The organism is Streptomyces sp. NPDC001514, assembly GCF_053597075.1.
In genome coordinates this window covers 20,301-33,768 of record NZ_JBSFHO010000050.1, presented here as the reverse complement: position 1 = coordinate 33,768, position 13,468 = coordinate 20,301, and the positions used below count along the sequence as shown (strand labels likewise).

Annotated in this window: 14 protein-coding genes; 7 read left to right on the top strand and 7 right to left on the bottom strand. The window is 72.0% G+C overall.

Features of this window, described 5'->3' with window-relative positions; genetic code table 11:
- Window positions 1-201 precede the first annotated feature (201 nt).
- Window positions 202-528 carry a hypothetical protein gene (locus ACWCXB_RS34450; protein WP_450728076.1) on the bottom strand — a complete coding sequence of 109 codons (327 nt, stop codon included), beginning with the start codon at window positions 526-528 and terminating at the stop codon, window positions 202-204.
- A 100-nt stretch (window positions 529-628) separates the two neighbouring features.
- Entirely contained in the window at window positions 629-1,504 is an 876-nt protein-coding gene (locus ACWCXB_RS34445; RefSeq protein WP_450728074.1) for a UbiA family prenyltransferase, read from the bottom strand.
- Window positions 1,505-1,686: 182 nt separating this feature from the next.
- Between ACWCXB_RS34445 and ACWCXB_RS34440 the strand changes: the two genes are divergently transcribed.
- The 5 genes from ACWCXB_RS34440 (at window position 1,687) to ACWCXB_RS34420 (ending at window position 5,039) form a co-directional block, all read left to right on the top strand.
- A complete protein-coding gene (locus ACWCXB_RS34440) occupies window positions 1,687-2,748 on the top strand; it encodes a type III polyketide synthase (protein WP_450728072.1) in 1,062 nt (353 codons plus the stop codon).
- An 8-nt stretch (window positions 2,749-2,756) separates the two neighbouring features.
- Window positions 2,757-3,308, top strand: a complete 552-nt coding sequence (locus ACWCXB_RS34435) for an isoprenylcysteine carboxyl methyltransferase family protein (RefSeq protein ID WP_450728070.1) — start codon at window positions 2,757-2,759, stop codon at window positions 3,306-3,308.
- Window positions 3,305-4,330 (top strand): NAD(P)/FAD-dependent oxidoreductase, encoded by a 1,026-nt coding sequence (locus tag ACWCXB_RS34430; RefSeq protein WP_450728068.1) that lies wholly within the window; start codon window positions 3,305-3,307, stop codon window positions 4,328-4,330. The genes ACWCXB_RS34435 and ACWCXB_RS34430 overlap by 4 nt, the downstream gene beginning before the upstream one ends.
- 84 nt (window positions 4,331-4,414) lie before the next feature.
- Window positions 4,415-4,738, top strand: coding sequence for a plasmid stabilization protein (locus tag ACWCXB_RS34425; RefSeq protein WP_450728066.1), 324 nt, complete (start codon window positions 4,415-4,417; stop codon window positions 4,736-4,738).
- Between the two features lie 109 nt (window positions 4,739-4,847).
- Window positions 4,848-5,039 (top strand): hypothetical protein, encoded by a 192-nt coding sequence (locus ACWCXB_RS34420; protein WP_450728065.1) that lies wholly within the window; start codon window positions 4,848-4,850, stop codon window positions 5,037-5,039.
- A 57-nt stretch (window positions 5,040-5,096) separates the two neighbouring features.
- Here ACWCXB_RS34420 and ACWCXB_RS34415 read toward each other — a convergent pair whose 3' ends face one another.
- The 3 genes from ACWCXB_RS34415 to ACWCXB_RS34405 all read right to left on the bottom strand — a co-directional run bounded on the left by ACWCXB_RS34415 (window position 5,097) and on the right by ACWCXB_RS34405 (window position 6,936).
- Window positions 5,097-5,900 carry a VOC family protein gene (locus ACWCXB_RS34415; RefSeq protein WP_450728063.1) on the bottom strand — a complete coding sequence of 268 codons (804 nt, stop codon included), beginning with the start codon at window positions 5,898-5,900 and terminating at the stop codon, window positions 5,097-5,099.
- Between the two features lie 96 nt (window positions 5,901-5,996).
- The gene (locus ACWCXB_RS34410; protein WP_450728061.1) at window positions 5,997-6,269 is read right to left on the bottom strand and encodes a ribosomal protein L7/L12; all 273 of its coding nucleotides are present in this window, start codon (window positions 6,267-6,269) and stop codon (window positions 5,997-5,999) included.
- Window positions 6,270-6,333: 64 nt separating this feature from the next.
- Complete coding sequence (locus ACWCXB_RS34405; RefSeq protein ID WP_450728059.1) at window positions 6,334-6,936, bottom strand: class I SAM-dependent methyltransferase; 603 nt, start codon at window positions 6,934-6,936, stop codon at window positions 6,334-6,336.
- Window positions 6,937-7,144: 208 nt separating this feature from the next.
- Here ACWCXB_RS34405 and ACWCXB_RS34400 point away from each other — a divergent pair, with 208 nt between their 5' ends.
- On the top strand, window positions 7,145-8,416 hold the full coding sequence (locus tag ACWCXB_RS34400; RefSeq protein ID WP_450728057.1) for an alpha-L-fucosidase: 1,272 nt from the start codon (window positions 7,145-7,147) through the stop codon (window positions 8,414-8,416).
- Window positions 8,417-8,438: 22 nt separating this feature from the next.
- On the opposite strand, the gene ACWCXB_RS34395 is transcribed toward ACWCXB_RS34400, so the two are convergent.
- On the bottom strand, window positions 8,439-9,236 hold the full coding sequence (locus ACWCXB_RS34395) for a helix-turn-helix domain-containing protein (protein ID WP_450728055.1): 798 nt from the start codon (window positions 9,234-9,236) through the stop codon (window positions 8,439-8,441).
- A gap of 213 nt (window positions 9,237-9,449) precedes the next feature.
- Between ACWCXB_RS34395 and ACWCXB_RS34390 the strand changes: the two genes are divergently transcribed.
- Window positions 9,450-12,020: a SpoIIE family protein phosphatase gene (locus ACWCXB_RS34390; protein ID WP_450728080.1), complete on the top strand. Its 2,571-nt coding sequence runs from the start codon at window positions 9,450-9,452 to the stop codon at window positions 12,018-12,020.
- A 470-nt stretch (window positions 12,021-12,490) separates the two neighbouring features.
- Here the strand turns inward: ACWCXB_RS34390 and ACWCXB_RS34385 are convergent, their stop codons facing one another.
- Window positions 12,491-13,462 carry a LysR family transcriptional regulator gene (locus ACWCXB_RS34385; protein ID WP_450728053.1) on the bottom strand — a complete coding sequence of 324 codons (972 nt, stop codon included), beginning with the start codon at window positions 13,460-13,462 and terminating at the stop codon, window positions 12,491-12,493.
- Window positions 13,463-13,468: the final 6 nt, after the last annotated feature.

The following is a 13,468-nucleotide window of genomic DNA, read 5'->3' as shown; positions in this document are numbered from 1 at the left end:
CTCGGCTGGGAAACCCCAGCCGAGCGCCTCTCTACACTGCTTGCAACCGCCCAACACTGATCACGTGTTGCGACGACCGCTGGAATCCGCCGGTCCGGGCGGGGGCCCTCGGCCCTGAGTCAGCGCCGGCTCGAGCGTCTCCGTACGCCTCGGCAATCCAGCCCCCAGGAAAAACTCATGCCCGTGGGCACCGCGCACTGCTCACGGTGTGCTGGTGATCCAGCGCTGGACCGTCGCGTTCGTCGTGTCGTCGAGCAGGCAGAGGGCCTCGATCGCCTCGAGATCGCCGGGCAGCGGCGGAATGCCCGCGGCGGTGAGAGCGGCGTGCAGGTCGAGTCGCCGCCTGTCCATCGGGCTCAGCGACATCGACAACCGCTGTCCCGGGTCCGGGGCCGGCAGGAGAAAGTCGGCGGCACCGGGAAAGCGGTAAGGATCGGCGGTTGCGCCCGTCGCTGTCGCCGTCGTCGCCGTCGCCGTCGCCTGGTCGGTCGTCATCGTCGAGAGCGCGGAATCCTGCCAAGCAGCCATAAGAGCCTCCTCGATTGATGTCTCCGGCCGTTAGGAGTCACGCACGGGCCCGTCCAGTTGCGAAGGAGGCCGCCAACCACCCGGACGGCCCTATGGTTTCTCACCCGAGTGCGGCGCCGCGCAGCAGCAGTTGGGCGACGTCCACGCCCGCGATGCCCATGGTGGCCAGGAACGGGATCCGCCCGCCGGCGCTGCGGAACGGACGGGCCACGGCGACGATGCACAGCAGCGCCGTCGCCGACAGCACCGCCCATCCCGAGGCGGAGACCGGCCCCGCAGGCGCGAACACCAGAACGAGAGAAGAGGCGAGGACCAGGAGAGCCGCCACCAGCCCCGACCGCCTTCCACCGAGCCGCTGCGGCAGGCCGTTGACGCCTGCCGCGAGGTCGTGGTCGATGTCCGGCAGCACATTGGCGAAGTGGGCACCCGTACCGAGCAACGCGGCGGCGGCCGTCAGCCACAGGGGCGGCCAGGGAGCTCCGGGCAGACCGAGCGTGACGAACGCCGGGAGCAGTCCGAAGGCGAGCGCGTACGGCAGCCAGGACGCGGCCGTACGCTTCAGCCGGAGGTTGTACGACCACGCCGCCGCCACGCTCACGAGATGGACGCAGCCCGCGAGCAGGCCGCAGGCCAGCGACAGCGGTACGCAGACGGCCAGGGCCGCCCCCGCTGCCGCGGCCACCGCGCGAGGCGAGGTGTGCCCCGTCGCGAGCGGCTTGTCCCTGCGCCCGGCCGCACGGTCACGCCCCAGGTCGACCCGGTCGTTGGACCAGCCGATCGACAACTGACCGGCGGCCACCGCGCACACCGTCATCGCACCCCCGGGGAGGTCGCGTCCCCCGACGGCAGCGGTCAACGCGGCGGTGAAGACGGTGACGGCCGCGGCGGGCGCGGGGTGACACGCTTTCAGCAGGCCGTTCACGGTCCGGCGCGGTGAGACACAGGGCATCGCGCCGGCCTGCACGTCGGGCGTCACGGAGGGCGTCGCGGCCGGCACAGCCGACACAGCGGGCGCGGAGGGCGCAGCGGGCGCTGAGGGCGCTGAGGGCGCGTCGTCGTGGGCGGTCCCGCTCGGCATCACGACGTCACGCTAAGCCACGACGCGCCCGGCATGTCTGATTTCATCATGTTGTGTCAGAACCTTTCTATGTTGGGGCAATGACGCGTGTCCTGGCAGTGAGTACCGTGTTCCCGCCCCACCGCTATTCCCAGACGGACATCACGGACGCGCTCGCCCGCTGTCTGCCGTCGGGATCCGATCCCGGTCTGCTGCGCCGCGTCCACTCCTCCGTCCAGGTCGACGCACGGCATCTCGCCCTCCCGCTCGACGACTACGGGCAGCTGGGTGGCTTCGGCCGGTCCAACAACGCCTATCTCGAGGCGGCGTTCGACCTCGGCGTACAGGCTCTCGAACGCGCGCTCGCCGAGGCGGGCATGGCAGCCGACGAGATCGACCTGGTGGTGTCCACGTCCGTGACCGGCGTCGCCACCCCGTCCCTGGAAGCCCGGCTCGCCGCCACCGTGGGGCTGCGCCGCGACGTCAGGCGCGTCCCGCTCTTCGGCCTCGGCTGCGCCGGTGGTGCCGCGGGTGTGGCGCGCGTCCACGACTACCTCACCGGCCGGCCGGACCACGTCGCGCTGCTCCTCTCCGCCGAGCTGTGCTCGCTCACCCTCCAACCGGCGGACACCTCGATGGCGAACCTGGTGGCCGGCGCGCTCTTCGGCGACGGAGCCGGGGCCCTGCTGGCGGTCGGCCGGGAGCATCCCCGTCACGGTGACGCATCCGGCCCCCTGGTCGTCGACAGCCGCAGCCGTCTCTATCCGGGTACGGAGCACCTCCTCGGCTGGGACGTGGGCGAGTGGGGCTTCCGCATGGTGCTCGGCAGCGAGCTGCCCGAGGTGATCAGGCTGAACGTGTGCGAGGAGATCGCGTCCTTCCTCGCGGGGCACGATCTCAAACCGCCGGACCTGGCGGCCTGGATCTGCCACCCGGGCGGACCGAAGGTCCTCGACGTCCTGGCCGATGGCCTCGGGCTGCCCGGTAAGGCCTTCGAGCTGAGCCGGCGCTCGCTGGCCCGGGCCGGCAACCTCTCCTCGGCCTCCGTCCTGCACGTGCTGCGCGACACCCTGACCGCCGGGCCGCCGGAGCCCGGATCCGCCGGCCTGATGCTCGCGTTCGGGCCCGGCTTCTCCTCCGAACTCGTGCTGCTGCGCTGGTGACTTCGCCGATGGATCCGTACGTGGGATTTCTCGTCGTCGTCCTCCTGGTGGCGGCGGAGCGGCTGGCCGAGCTCGTCGTCGCTCGTCGTAACTCCGCCTGGAGCCGGACGCGCGGCGGCCGGGAGTACGGACGCGGCCACTACCCGGCGATGGTCGCTCTGCACACCGCGCTGCTGGCGGGCTGCATCGCCGAGCCGTGGGCCGCGGACCGCCCCTTCATCTCTCGGCTCGGCTGGACGATGCTCGTGCTGGCCGTCGTCGCACAGGCACTGCGCTGGTGGTGCATCGCCACGCTGGGCCCGCGCTGGAACACCCGGGTCGTCGTGGTCCCGGGTCTGCCGCTGATCACCACCGGCCCGTACCGGTGGCCGTGGCTCAGGCACCCCAACTACCTGGCCGTGGTCCTGGAGGGGCTGGCGCTGCCCCTGGTGCACACGGCCTGGGTGACCGCGGTCTGCTTCACCGCGCTGAACCTGGTGCTGCTCACCGTACGCGTCCGCTGCGAGGAGGCGGCCCTGGCCTGCGGCCGGACCGTACGGATGGCGGGCGCGGCGCGGTGATCGATCTGCTGGTCGCCGGCGGTGGCCCGGCCGGTCTGGCCACCGCCATCCACGGTGCACTGTCCGGACTCGAGGTCGTCGTCGCCGAGCCGCGCCCCACTCCCGTCGACAAGGCGTGCGGCGAGGGTCTGATGCCGGGTGCCGTGCGAGCCCTGGGGAAGCTCGGCGTCACGGTCGCGGGCAGGCCGTTCCAGGGCATCCGCTACGTGGACGGCCTCACGGGTCGCACGGCCGAGGCGCGGTTCCGTGCCGGCCACGGGCTCGGCGTGCGACGGACCGGCCTGCATACGGCACTGGCCGAGCGGGCGGCCGAGCTGGGCGTACGGATCGTGCCGCGGCGCCTCGGCCCGGTGCACCAGGACGGGCGCGGTGTGACGGCCGGCGGGCTGACTGCCCGTTACCTCGTCGCCGCCGACGGTCTGCACTCCCCCACCCGCCGCGCGCTCGGCCTGTCCGCGCCGCCTGCGCCGCGCCGGCCCGCGCGCTACGGACTGCGCCGCCACTACACCGTCGAGCCATGGAGCGACATGGTGGAGGTGCACTGGTCGGCGCGCTCCGAGGCGTACGTCACGCCGCTGGCGCCCGACCTCGTCGGCATCGCCGTACTCACCGCGGACCGTGTGCCGTTCGAGGCGCAGCTCGCGCGCTTCCCGCTCCTTGCCGCACGGCTGGCGGCGGCGCCGGGCACCCCGGTGCGCGGCGCCGGGCCGCTGCGTCAGCGGGTGCGCTCACGCGTGGCGGGCCGTGTGCTGCTGGTCGGCGATGCGGCGGGCTACACCGACGCGCTGACCGGTGAGGGCCTCACGCTCGCCCTGACCGCGGCCGAGGAGCTGGTCCGGTGCGTAAGGGCCGGCCACCCCGAGGCGTACGAACACGCCTGGCGCCGGCTCTCCCGCAGCTACCGGCTCCTCACCGGCTCCCTGCTCTGGGTCCGCGAGCGTCCGCTCCTCGCCTCGCGCATCGTGCCGCTCGCCTCCCGGCTGCCCCGAGTGTTCCGGGAGGGCGTGAACCTGCTCGCCTGACGTCCGGATTTGCGGGCGCGCCCGCCCGGACGCAGGGTGGCACGGAGGACCCACGCATTAATACGGAAGTTCGAAGGAGTCGCCATGCCGCGGGGATCGAGCCCCAAGCGGGAGCGCCAGTACGAACACATCAAGGAGAGCGCGGAGCAGCGCGGAGAAAGCAAGGACAGGGCCAAGGAGATCGCCGCCCGTACGGTGAACAAGGAGCGCGCCCGCGCAGGCGAGTCCCGCACCGCGAGCAAGATCTCCACGGAGGACATGTCCTCGTCGAAGCGCGGCGGTCAGCGTTCGGGCAAGGGTTCCGGGGGCCCGACGTACGACCAGCTGTACGCGGAGGCACAGCGCCGCAACATCCACGGCCGCTCCTCGATGAACAAGGAGGAGCTCAAGCGGTCGCTGGGCCGCTGAGCAGTGTGGACGGGCCGCCGGTCTCTCTCGGACGGGGACGGACGAGTGAAGGCGGCACGATCCGGGTAGCCACGCGGCACAGACCGTCAGGCACGGAAAGGAGATCGCCATGAAGCGTGCCAGGCAGCACGGCAAGCCCGCTCCTCCCGAAGGCGAAGAGCTGAAGCGGGAGATCTTGGACGCCGAGCTGGAACTGACCGAACGCCTCGTGCCCCTCAGCGGGCGCGGCGAGGGGGGCGAAGCCCTCACCTCGGGCCGGCGGGCCGAGGAGCGCACGGGCGCCGAGGAGAGCGACCGGTAGCGGACGCACAGCCGCGGCCTGGTCCACGTCGTGGTCCGCGCCCCCGGACGGAGCCGTTCAGCCGGGGTGGGCGTACCGACCGGCTCGTGCCGTCACCGTGAAGAGGCCCCCGTCCGGGTCACGCAGCGTGACCGAAGGGCTGGGGGCGTCGGTGTCCACGGGTGATACGGCGCCGCCGCCGAGCCGGGTGGCCGTGGCCACGGCTTCGTGGAGGTCACTCACCCAGAAGTGGACGTCCCAGCGCGGTCGCACATGGGGGTCGGGGGCCGTTTCGACCGCGCCGCCGTGCAGCCGCGCGACCTGCTCCCCCTCCTGTCGCAGGACGACGTAGTCGTCCTCGTACGCGACCTGGCAGCAGCCCGCGCGGTCCGCGCCCCAGTCGAGGACCTCCGCATAGAAGATGGCGGCGTCGAAGGCGTCTCTGGTGTGCAGCTCCAGCCAGGCCAGCGCCGTGTCGCGCCCGACGGTCCAGCCGGGGACGAGTTCGCCCTCCCAGACCCCGAAGATCGCTCCGTCGCGGTCGCCGGCAAGGACCGCACGGCCGGTGCCGACGGAGAGGGGCCCCACCGCCACGGTGGCACAGCGCTCGCTGATCCGTGTGGCGGCCACGTCCGCGTCGGCGACCGCGAAGTAGGGGGTCCAGGCCACGGGAACGGCTCTCCCTGCCAGGGCGCCGATCCCCGCCACCGGAGCGCCGTGGAGGTAGGCGACGGAGAATTCCTCGCCGTGCGGGCCGCTGCGGAACTCCCAACCGAAAACAGCGCTGTAGAAACGCTGCGCCGAACCGATGTCCGGGGCCACCAGGCTGACCCAGCACGGGGCGCCCACCAGCACGGCATTCGACGTCGACACGTCAGCCATCCCCATCCGTCGCACTCGCAAAGCGGAACCGTCCTACGGTACCGCCGCCCCTGCCTGGTCAGGCTGATCCGCCCGGCGAGGGCGTCAGCGTGGTGTCTACATCCGCTCGACCGCGTCCTTGGCCTCCTTGAGACCGGCGCCCGTGATCTGTCGGTACCTCTTGATGGCCTCGATCTTCTTGCCTGCTCGCACGAGCCCGACCACTTGGTCCAGTTCGGGGCCGGTCTCACGGATGCCCAGGTGGTCCAGTACGAGATCGACCTTGCGCTCGACCGTGGCGATCCGGCGGTCGAGCCGGCCGATCCGGCTCTCAAGGACCGCGCCCAGCAGGCCGATCAGCGGGATGAGGAGGTACGAGGCTATGTCCATGGCCCAAGATCGTAGCGAGGCATGAGCCCCGGGCCCGCCGCGACCGGTCGCTGCCGCGGCCCGCTCACGCCGGCGGACGGATCGCGCGCAACTGGGCCGCGGAGCCGGCGCTGCAGCCCGGTGGGTTCCAGGTCCAGGTGCGGACGCCGTCGAAGCCCGCGCTCCGGACCGCGTCGGCGAGCGCGGGCAGACCGCCGGGCAGCCATCTCTCGTGGGCCGAGAGCAGGAGCCGGCCGCCGGGGCACAGCACCCGGTGGAGTTCGGCGAGCCCTGCGGGCACATCCGGCCACAGGTGCACGTTGTTGACGGAGATCACGGCATCAACAGACGTCGCGGGCATGCCCGTACGGTCCGCAGTGCCCGTGGTGAGGCGTACGCGGCCCTGCTCGATCAGGCCGCCGCACCGGCGGCGGCACATGTCGAGCATGACGTCCGAGGGGTCGACGCCGATCACCCGGGCGGAGCGCTCGGCGGCGGCCTGCAGCCCGACCCCGGGGCCCGGGCCGACGACCAGCACCATGTCCTGCTCCGCCGGCGCGGCGAGGTCGACCATTCTGCGCTCCGTGGCGGCGTTGCCATGGGCCATGAGCCGGCCACCGATGCGGCCGAGCAGTCCGCTGGGGCGGCCGCACGCCTTCGTCAGCAACCGACCGGTGATGCTCTCCACCCCTGCATCGAACCACCCCTTGTGACGCACGGCGACAGTCTCACAGCCGGTCGCCGAAAGGTGAAAACAGACCAGTGAGGGTGATCGGTTCCCACGCCTCGCAGCCCGGCCCCGGCATAGCGTCGGGGACGGCGCGGATCCTCCGCCCTTGATTCCCCGATTCCCGAGTCCCCGAGTCCCCGTATCCCTTCACCGAGGAACTGATCCCATGCCGATGCAGCCCTGGTTCCCCGATGCCAAGCTGGGCATCTTCATCCACTACGGCATCTACGCGGTGGACGGTGTTCCCGAGTCCTGGGCCTTCTATCACGGCGATGTGCCGCGCGAGCAGTACATGAAGCAGCTCGACGGCTTCACCGCGTCCGCCTACGACCCGAGGGCCTGGGCGAAGCTGTTCGCGCGCGCCGGAGCGAAGTACGCCGTACTGACCGCCCGTCACCACGACGGCGTCGCCCTCTGGGACACCGCCCACGGCGACCTGAACGTGGCGCGACGGACGCCGGCCGGCCGGGACCTCCTCGGCGGATACGCCGGTGCGCTGCGCGAGCAGGGCCTCAAGGTCGGTCTCTACTACTCGCACTCGGACTGGAACCACCCCGACTACGCGAGCGTGGTCCACCCCGCCCCGCCCGACGAGGACGTGGCCACCCACCCCCTCCTCACACCGGAGGACGGGGTCGAGGACCCCGAGGCCTGGGCCCGGTTCCTTGCCTACCGCAACGCACAGGTCGGCGAGCTCGTCGACCGTTTCCGCCCCGACCTGCTCTGGTTCGACGGCGAGTGGGAACGCAGCGAGGAGCAGTGGGGGATGCGGGAGCTCGCCGAGCTGATCCTCGCCGGGAATCCGGAGACCGTCCTCAACGGGCGCATGCTGAGCCACGGCGACTACGCAACCCCCGAGCAGGGCGTTCCGCTGCTGCCTCCGGACGGACCGTGGGAGCTGTGCCTGACGGTCAACGACTCCTGGGGTTTCCAGCGCCAGGACCACAACCACAAGTCGGTGCGCCGGCTGGTGCGCTACTTCACCGAGACGATCGGCATGGGCGGCAATCTGCTGCTGGACGTCGGGCCGCGGGAGGACGGCACGATCCCGGCCGAGCAGGCCGAGCGCCTCGAAGGCCTCGGAGCCTGGATCGCCGGGCACTGCGAGGCGGTGTACGGCACGGTCGCCGGTCTCCCGGCCGGGCACCACTACGGTCCGAGCACCCTGTCCGCCGACCGCCGCACGCTGTATCTGGTCTGTTTCGACACCCCGCGCGAGTCGGTTTCGCTGCGCGGACTGCGCAACCAGGTCAAGCGCGTCAGCGTGGTGGGCACCGGGACGGAGCTGGTGCACCGCGTCATCGGCGGTCTCGGCCATGTGCCGGGCGTGCTGTGGATCGACGCGCCGGAGGCCGGGGACGTCGACGAGTCGGCCACCGTGCTGGCCGTCGAACTCGACGGCGAGCTGGACCTCTACCGGGGCACCGGTCGCTACTGAGATCCCTCGTCCGCCGGTGCGGTCAGTCGCCGGCGCGGATCGCGCGCGGGGACGCGCCCAGTTCGCGCCGGCACGCCTTGTTGAACGCCTGCAGGTCCTCGACGCCGACGGCCGCCGCGACGGCGGGGATCGGCAGCGTCGACTCGCGCAGCAGGTGCCGGGCGCGCTCCATCCGGCGGCGGCGGATGTACGCCACGACGGTCCCGCCGGTCTCGGCCCGGAACAACCGGATGAGGTGGTTGTGCGACACCCCCGCCACCCTGGCCACTTCGGGCACTGTCAGCCGGCCGGCGAGGTTCGACTCGATGTACGCGATGGCCGCGGCGGCCGAGGCGTGCGGCCGGGCGCCGGCCCCGGGGGGCTCGGCGAGTTCGGCCACCCGCCACAGGGCCGCCCACACCTCGGCCTCCGCCCTGCGGGGGTTGCGCGGCGCCGTGGCGATGGCGCCCAGGAGCAGTTCGGACAGCGAAGGCGTCACCGCGCCCGCGTCCTGCACCACAGGGATCTCCCGGGCCTCACCCGCGCCGGGCAGCTCAAGATGCACGTACAGATGCTCGGACCGCCCGCGGTAGCGGTACTTCACCACCGCCCCGGGCGGTACGAGGCTCACATACCCCGGCCGGATCGCGTGGACGACTCCGTCGACGGTGAGTTCGGCGGCGTACCGGTAGAGGTGCAGCTGCCAGAGACCGGGAAGCCGGAACACGTCGAGCGGACTCGCGGTCCCGTGCACCCCGACTCCGAGCCCGGCGACTCTCGGCGGTTCGTCGAGCCGTACCGCGGCCGCCCGTCCGGGCCGGATCCAATCACTGCCGGTCACGTTGAAAATCTACCAGCGCCCTGTACGGGTAGGGGATGCCTCGACGAGAGCGACCACCCGAGCGCCTCGTGCACGGCAACACCCGCACCGCCGACGGGTTACGGCGGTGTGATTCCCCGGTGCTGCAGAGGTGTCGCCGCGGGGCTGCGGGGACGAGCCGGTCGACAGTATCGTCACGGGCACGGTCGGGTTCGTCGGGCAAGCCAGGGGCCGCTGCTTCTCGCAGCGGGCTCGTCGCCCTCCGTCCCTGACTCGCCGCCGCAGTCCAAGGCGCGACAGCATGGAGGTAGGGCGGTCGACGAGGTCTGCCCGGGCAGGGAGGCGTTACAGACTGTGACCAGAGCAAGCTTTGCGTTCTGTGGGGCTGAGCTGGCTGCTGTCTACGTCCTTGCCGAAGGGGGCAGAGAGCTTCATCTGGCCGAGCTGGCCGGAGGCCGCAGCGTGTTGTACGGGCTGCCGGCGATCCTTGCCGTGGAGGGCCACTCCCCCGCCGCGGACGCCTTCCGCTCCGGCGCTCCGCTGTGGCTGAGCCCGGAGGAGCTCGCGGCCTACATGGAGAGCGATCCCCACCACTTCACCGGCCGCGTTCTCCGCAACAGTGCCGGGACCCAGGCCAAGATCTCGCTCGGCGCCCTGCCGCTGGGACACGGCCCCAAGGAGCTGGGCTGCCTGATCGTCGCCGGAGAGGTCCCCGACGGCTTCAGCGCCGACCGCCGCAGCCTTCTGGAGCTCTACGCCGACCAGGTGGCCGCGGGGCTCGAATCGGTGGCCGCCCGCCTCCCCGCGGCCCCAGCAGCGGCGGCACCACGACCGCCGCTGGGACACACGCTGATGCCTCTCCAGGGCGGCGCCTTCATCCTGGAGCTGAGCACCGGCCGCATGGAGGCCCACGAACACGTGCTGGAGCTGCTCGGCATCCGAACCGACCAGTTCGACGGAAGCGTGGAGACCCTGCTCGCCTGCGCCGTCCCGGACGACATGCCCGCGCTGATGGCCATCGTGGAGCCGGGCCGGCTCTCCGCCGAGGACCAGCAGCTGGCGTTCCGTATCCGCCGTCCCAACGGCGAACTGCGCTGGCTGGGTCTGCGGTGTCGCGTGGATGTGGACGCCGGGGGCACGCCGGAGCGTGTGCTCGGTGTGGTCGCCGACGCCTCGTACCTGCGCCCCAGCGCCGACGAGGTCTCCGTCGTGCAGCGGCTGTCCGCCAGACTGGCGAGTGCCACGACCATCCGGGACGTCAGCCAGGTGGTGGTCGCTTCGCTGCGCGAGCCGCTGAACGCCAGTCGCGTCGCGGTCGCCGAGCTGGAGGGCGACCGGCTCGTGATCACCTTCCTGGACCCCCCGGAGCCCGACGCATGGCCCGGAGTGTGGCGGTCCGAATGGCGGTCCGAGTGGCCGGACGCCTCGACCCACGACCTGCCGACGCTGCAGAGCGCGCTGAGGGAGGGCCATGTGAGCCTGTGGCCCCCGGGCGCGGATCTCGAACCCGGCCTCGCGGGCATCGGGCCCGGTGGTCTCGCGGTGCTGCCGCTCCCGGCCGACGGCCGGATGGTCGGGCTGTGCCTGGTCGGGTGGGAAGGGAGACACTGGTTCGGCCCGGAGGAGCGGTCGCTGCTGACGGCGACGGCGGGCCTGGTCGGCCAGGCCCTGATGCGCGCCCACGCGCTGAACGCCGGTCACGAGCTGGCCAGGATGCTCCAGCGCAGCCTGCTGCCCCGCAAGCTCCCCGTGCTGCCCGGAGGGGAGGCCGTGGCCCGGTATCTGCCCGCGACGGTGGGGCTCGCCGTGGGCGGCGACTGGTACGACGTCATACCGCTCGGCGACAGTCATGTGGCGCTCGTGATCGGAGACGTGCAGGGCCACAGCGCCGGAGCCGCCACCATCATGGGCCAGATGCGTACGGCCGTCAGGGCCTACGCGGTGGAGGGCCATCCGCCCGATGTGGTGGTCTCCCGCGCCAACCTGCTGCTCGTCGGCATGGAGACCGATCTGTTCGCCACCTGCCTCTACGTGGACCTGGACATGGAGGAGGGCATCGCCCGGTTCGTACGGGCCGGGCATCTGCCGCCGGTCGTGCGCCACCCCGACGGCACCACCGAGGAGCTGGTGGTCGAGGGCGGGCCGCCTCTGGGCGTGCTCGCGAACGCGGAGTTCCCCATGACCGAGGCCGGTCTGGTCCCCGGCACCATGCTCACCCTGCTGACGGACGGTCTGGTCGAGTCGTCGAGCCTCCACTTGGAGGACGGCCTGCGCCGTGTGTGCGACGTGCTCAGTTCGGCCGACCCGAGCGATTCCGGACGGGTGGCCGACGAGCTGCTCGGCGGCGTGCCCCGCCGCGACGACGATGTGGCGTTGCTGCTCCTGCGCTACGACGGCACACGCGTACGGCCCATGCGCACCCACTGGACGGTGTGGCGGCTGCCCAACGCGGTCCAGCACGCCCGCCGCTTCACCGCGCGGACGCTGCGCTCGTGGGACGTGGTCGAGGAACTCGACGTGGCCCTGCTCGTCGTGTCCGAACTGGTCACGAACGCCGTCGCGCACACACAGGGAGAGGTGCGGCTGGATCTGACACTGTCCGCGGACCGCCTGCGGATCGCCGTGAACGACACCTCGCCCCGCAGTCCCGTCAAGCCGACGGATGTCGACTGGGAAGCCACCGGCGGCCGTGGCCTGCTCATCGTCGAGGCGACGACGGCGTCCTGGGGCTCGGTACCCCTCAGCGGCGGCAAGCAGGTGTGGGCCGAGATCCCGTTGGCGCCACGCGAACGGCTCGCGAAATGAACGGCGAGGCATCCGGGCGACCGGGGAACGTGCTTTCACAGGCCGCCGGGGCCTGATCCACAACCTCCCGGGACGGAAAACCCAGGCCGTGTTCGAGAACCAGGTCCTGTCCGGTCGATCAGGCCGGATCAGTGAGCGGGGTCTGGTGCCGTACATCGCGAGGCGGAGGTGGGGGGGTCCCCCGCCGAAGGCAGGGGGAGAAATCGACGCGGTGGGGGCACCTCCCGTGCCCGAAGGGCTACGGGGGAGTCGGTGACCGACGACAACGCAGCTGAGGTGCGGTGCCAGGGCACGCGAGCCCGGCAAGATCGGCCGGACAGGGCCTGGCGCCGTCCGCCCGTAGGGCGGGGCTCGCGGCGTCCGGTGCGTGCAGTCGCAAGGCGGAGGATCATCCTCGTACTGGACGTACTCGGATGACTCCGACAACGCAGCGAGTGTGCGTGCCAGGCGTCGCGGGCCAGGCGGGAGTTCTAAAACACGGCCTGGTCCGGGCGAACGGTGTGCGCAGGGATGTCGGCATCCGCATCGATGGCGCTCCACCGCTGCCGGATCTGCCGTGCCTGTCGGGTCAGGGCCGCCACCAGCTCTCCGGTGCTGCGCGCGGCGGTGGCGCGCAGCACCGCCACGCTGATCTCGCGGGCGAGCGGCGGTCCCGTCAGCTTCCGGACGGCGACGTCCTCGCGGGGAGTGCCCAGGGCGAGACGCGGCACGAGCGCCACTCCCGAGCCCGCCGCGACAAAGCCCTGTACGACGGCGTAGTCGTCGGTCCGCAGGGCGTGCACGGGCTCGAAGCCGTACCGGGCGCAGGCCCAGGACAGGACGCGGTCGCACGGATCGCGGGGATCGGCCGCCCCGATCCAGTCGTCGTGCCTGAGCTCCTCGAGCGGTACGTGCGTCAGCCCGGCGCACCGGTGGTCCTCGGGCATGACCAGCAGCAGCGGATCGTGCAGCAGCGGATGCAGCTCGAAGTCGTCGTCGAGATCGAGACGGTCCCCCGGCTGGGAGAAGACGAGAGCGGCGTGCAGCTCCCGTGCGCCGAGCCCCTTCAGCAGGGCGGGCAGCTCGCCCTCGGTGAGCGAGATCTGCACCCCGCCCTGCCGCACGGCCTTCACCGCGGGCGGCAGCAGGAGCGCACCCGCCGTCGGAAAGGTGCCGATGTGCAGGGTGTGCGCACCCCGCTCGGCCAGGTCCCTGACTTCGCGTTCGGCGAGCCGTATCCGTTCGAGCACGGCCTCAGCGTGCGGAAGCAGCGCCGCTCCGAGCTCGGTCAGGACGGCACCGCGCGGCCCGCGCTGTACGAGGCGTGCGTCGAAATGGGCCTCGAGGACCCCGAGGTGGTGGGTGATCGTGGGCTGCGTGTAGTGGAGCGCACGGGCGGCCGCGGCCAGCGAGCCCTCCTGGGCGATGGCCTTCAGCACCTGCAGCTGACGAAGCTCGAGCATATAGAC

What these genes read in the sequence shown, in the direction of transcription:
- ACWCXB_RS34410 (WP_450728061.1), bottom strand. Translation starts at nt 6,269, where the DNA reads ATGGACATAGCCTCGTACCTCCTCATCCCGCTGATCGGCCTGCTGGGC.
- ACWCXB_RS34415 (WP_450728063.1), bottom strand. Translation starts at nt 5,900, where the DNA reads ATGGCTGACGTGTCGACGTCGAATGCCGTGCTGGTGGGCGCCCCGTGC.
- ACWCXB_RS34440 (WP_450728072.1), top strand. Translation starts at nt 1,687, where the DNA reads ATGACGCGTGTCCTGGCAGTGAGTACCGTGTTCCCGCCCCACCGCTAT.
- ACWCXB_RS34450 (WP_450728076.1), bottom strand. Translation starts at nt 528, where the DNA reads ATGGCTGCTTGGCAGGATTCCGCGCTCTCGACGATGACGACCGACCAG.
- ACWCXB_RS34385 (WP_450728053.1), bottom strand. Translation starts at nt 13,462, where the DNA reads ATGCTCGAGCTTCGTCAGCTGCAGGTGCTGAAGGCCATCGCCCAGGAG.
- ACWCXB_RS34435 (WP_450728070.1), top strand. Translation starts at nt 2,757, where the DNA reads ATGGATCCGTACGTGGGATTTCTCGTCGTCGTCCTCCTGGTGGCGGCG.
- ACWCXB_RS34425 (WP_450728066.1), top strand. Translation starts at nt 4,415, where the DNA reads ATGCCGCGGGGATCGAGCCCCAAGCGGGAGCGCCAGTACGAACACATC.
- ACWCXB_RS34400 (WP_450728057.1), top strand. Translation starts at nt 7,145, where the DNA reads ATGCCGATGCAGCCCTGGTTCCCCGATGCCAAGCTGGGCATCTTCATC.
- ACWCXB_RS34420 (WP_450728065.1), top strand. Translation starts at nt 4,848, where the DNA reads ATGAAGCGTGCCAGGCAGCACGGCAAGCCCGCTCCTCCCGAAGGCGAA.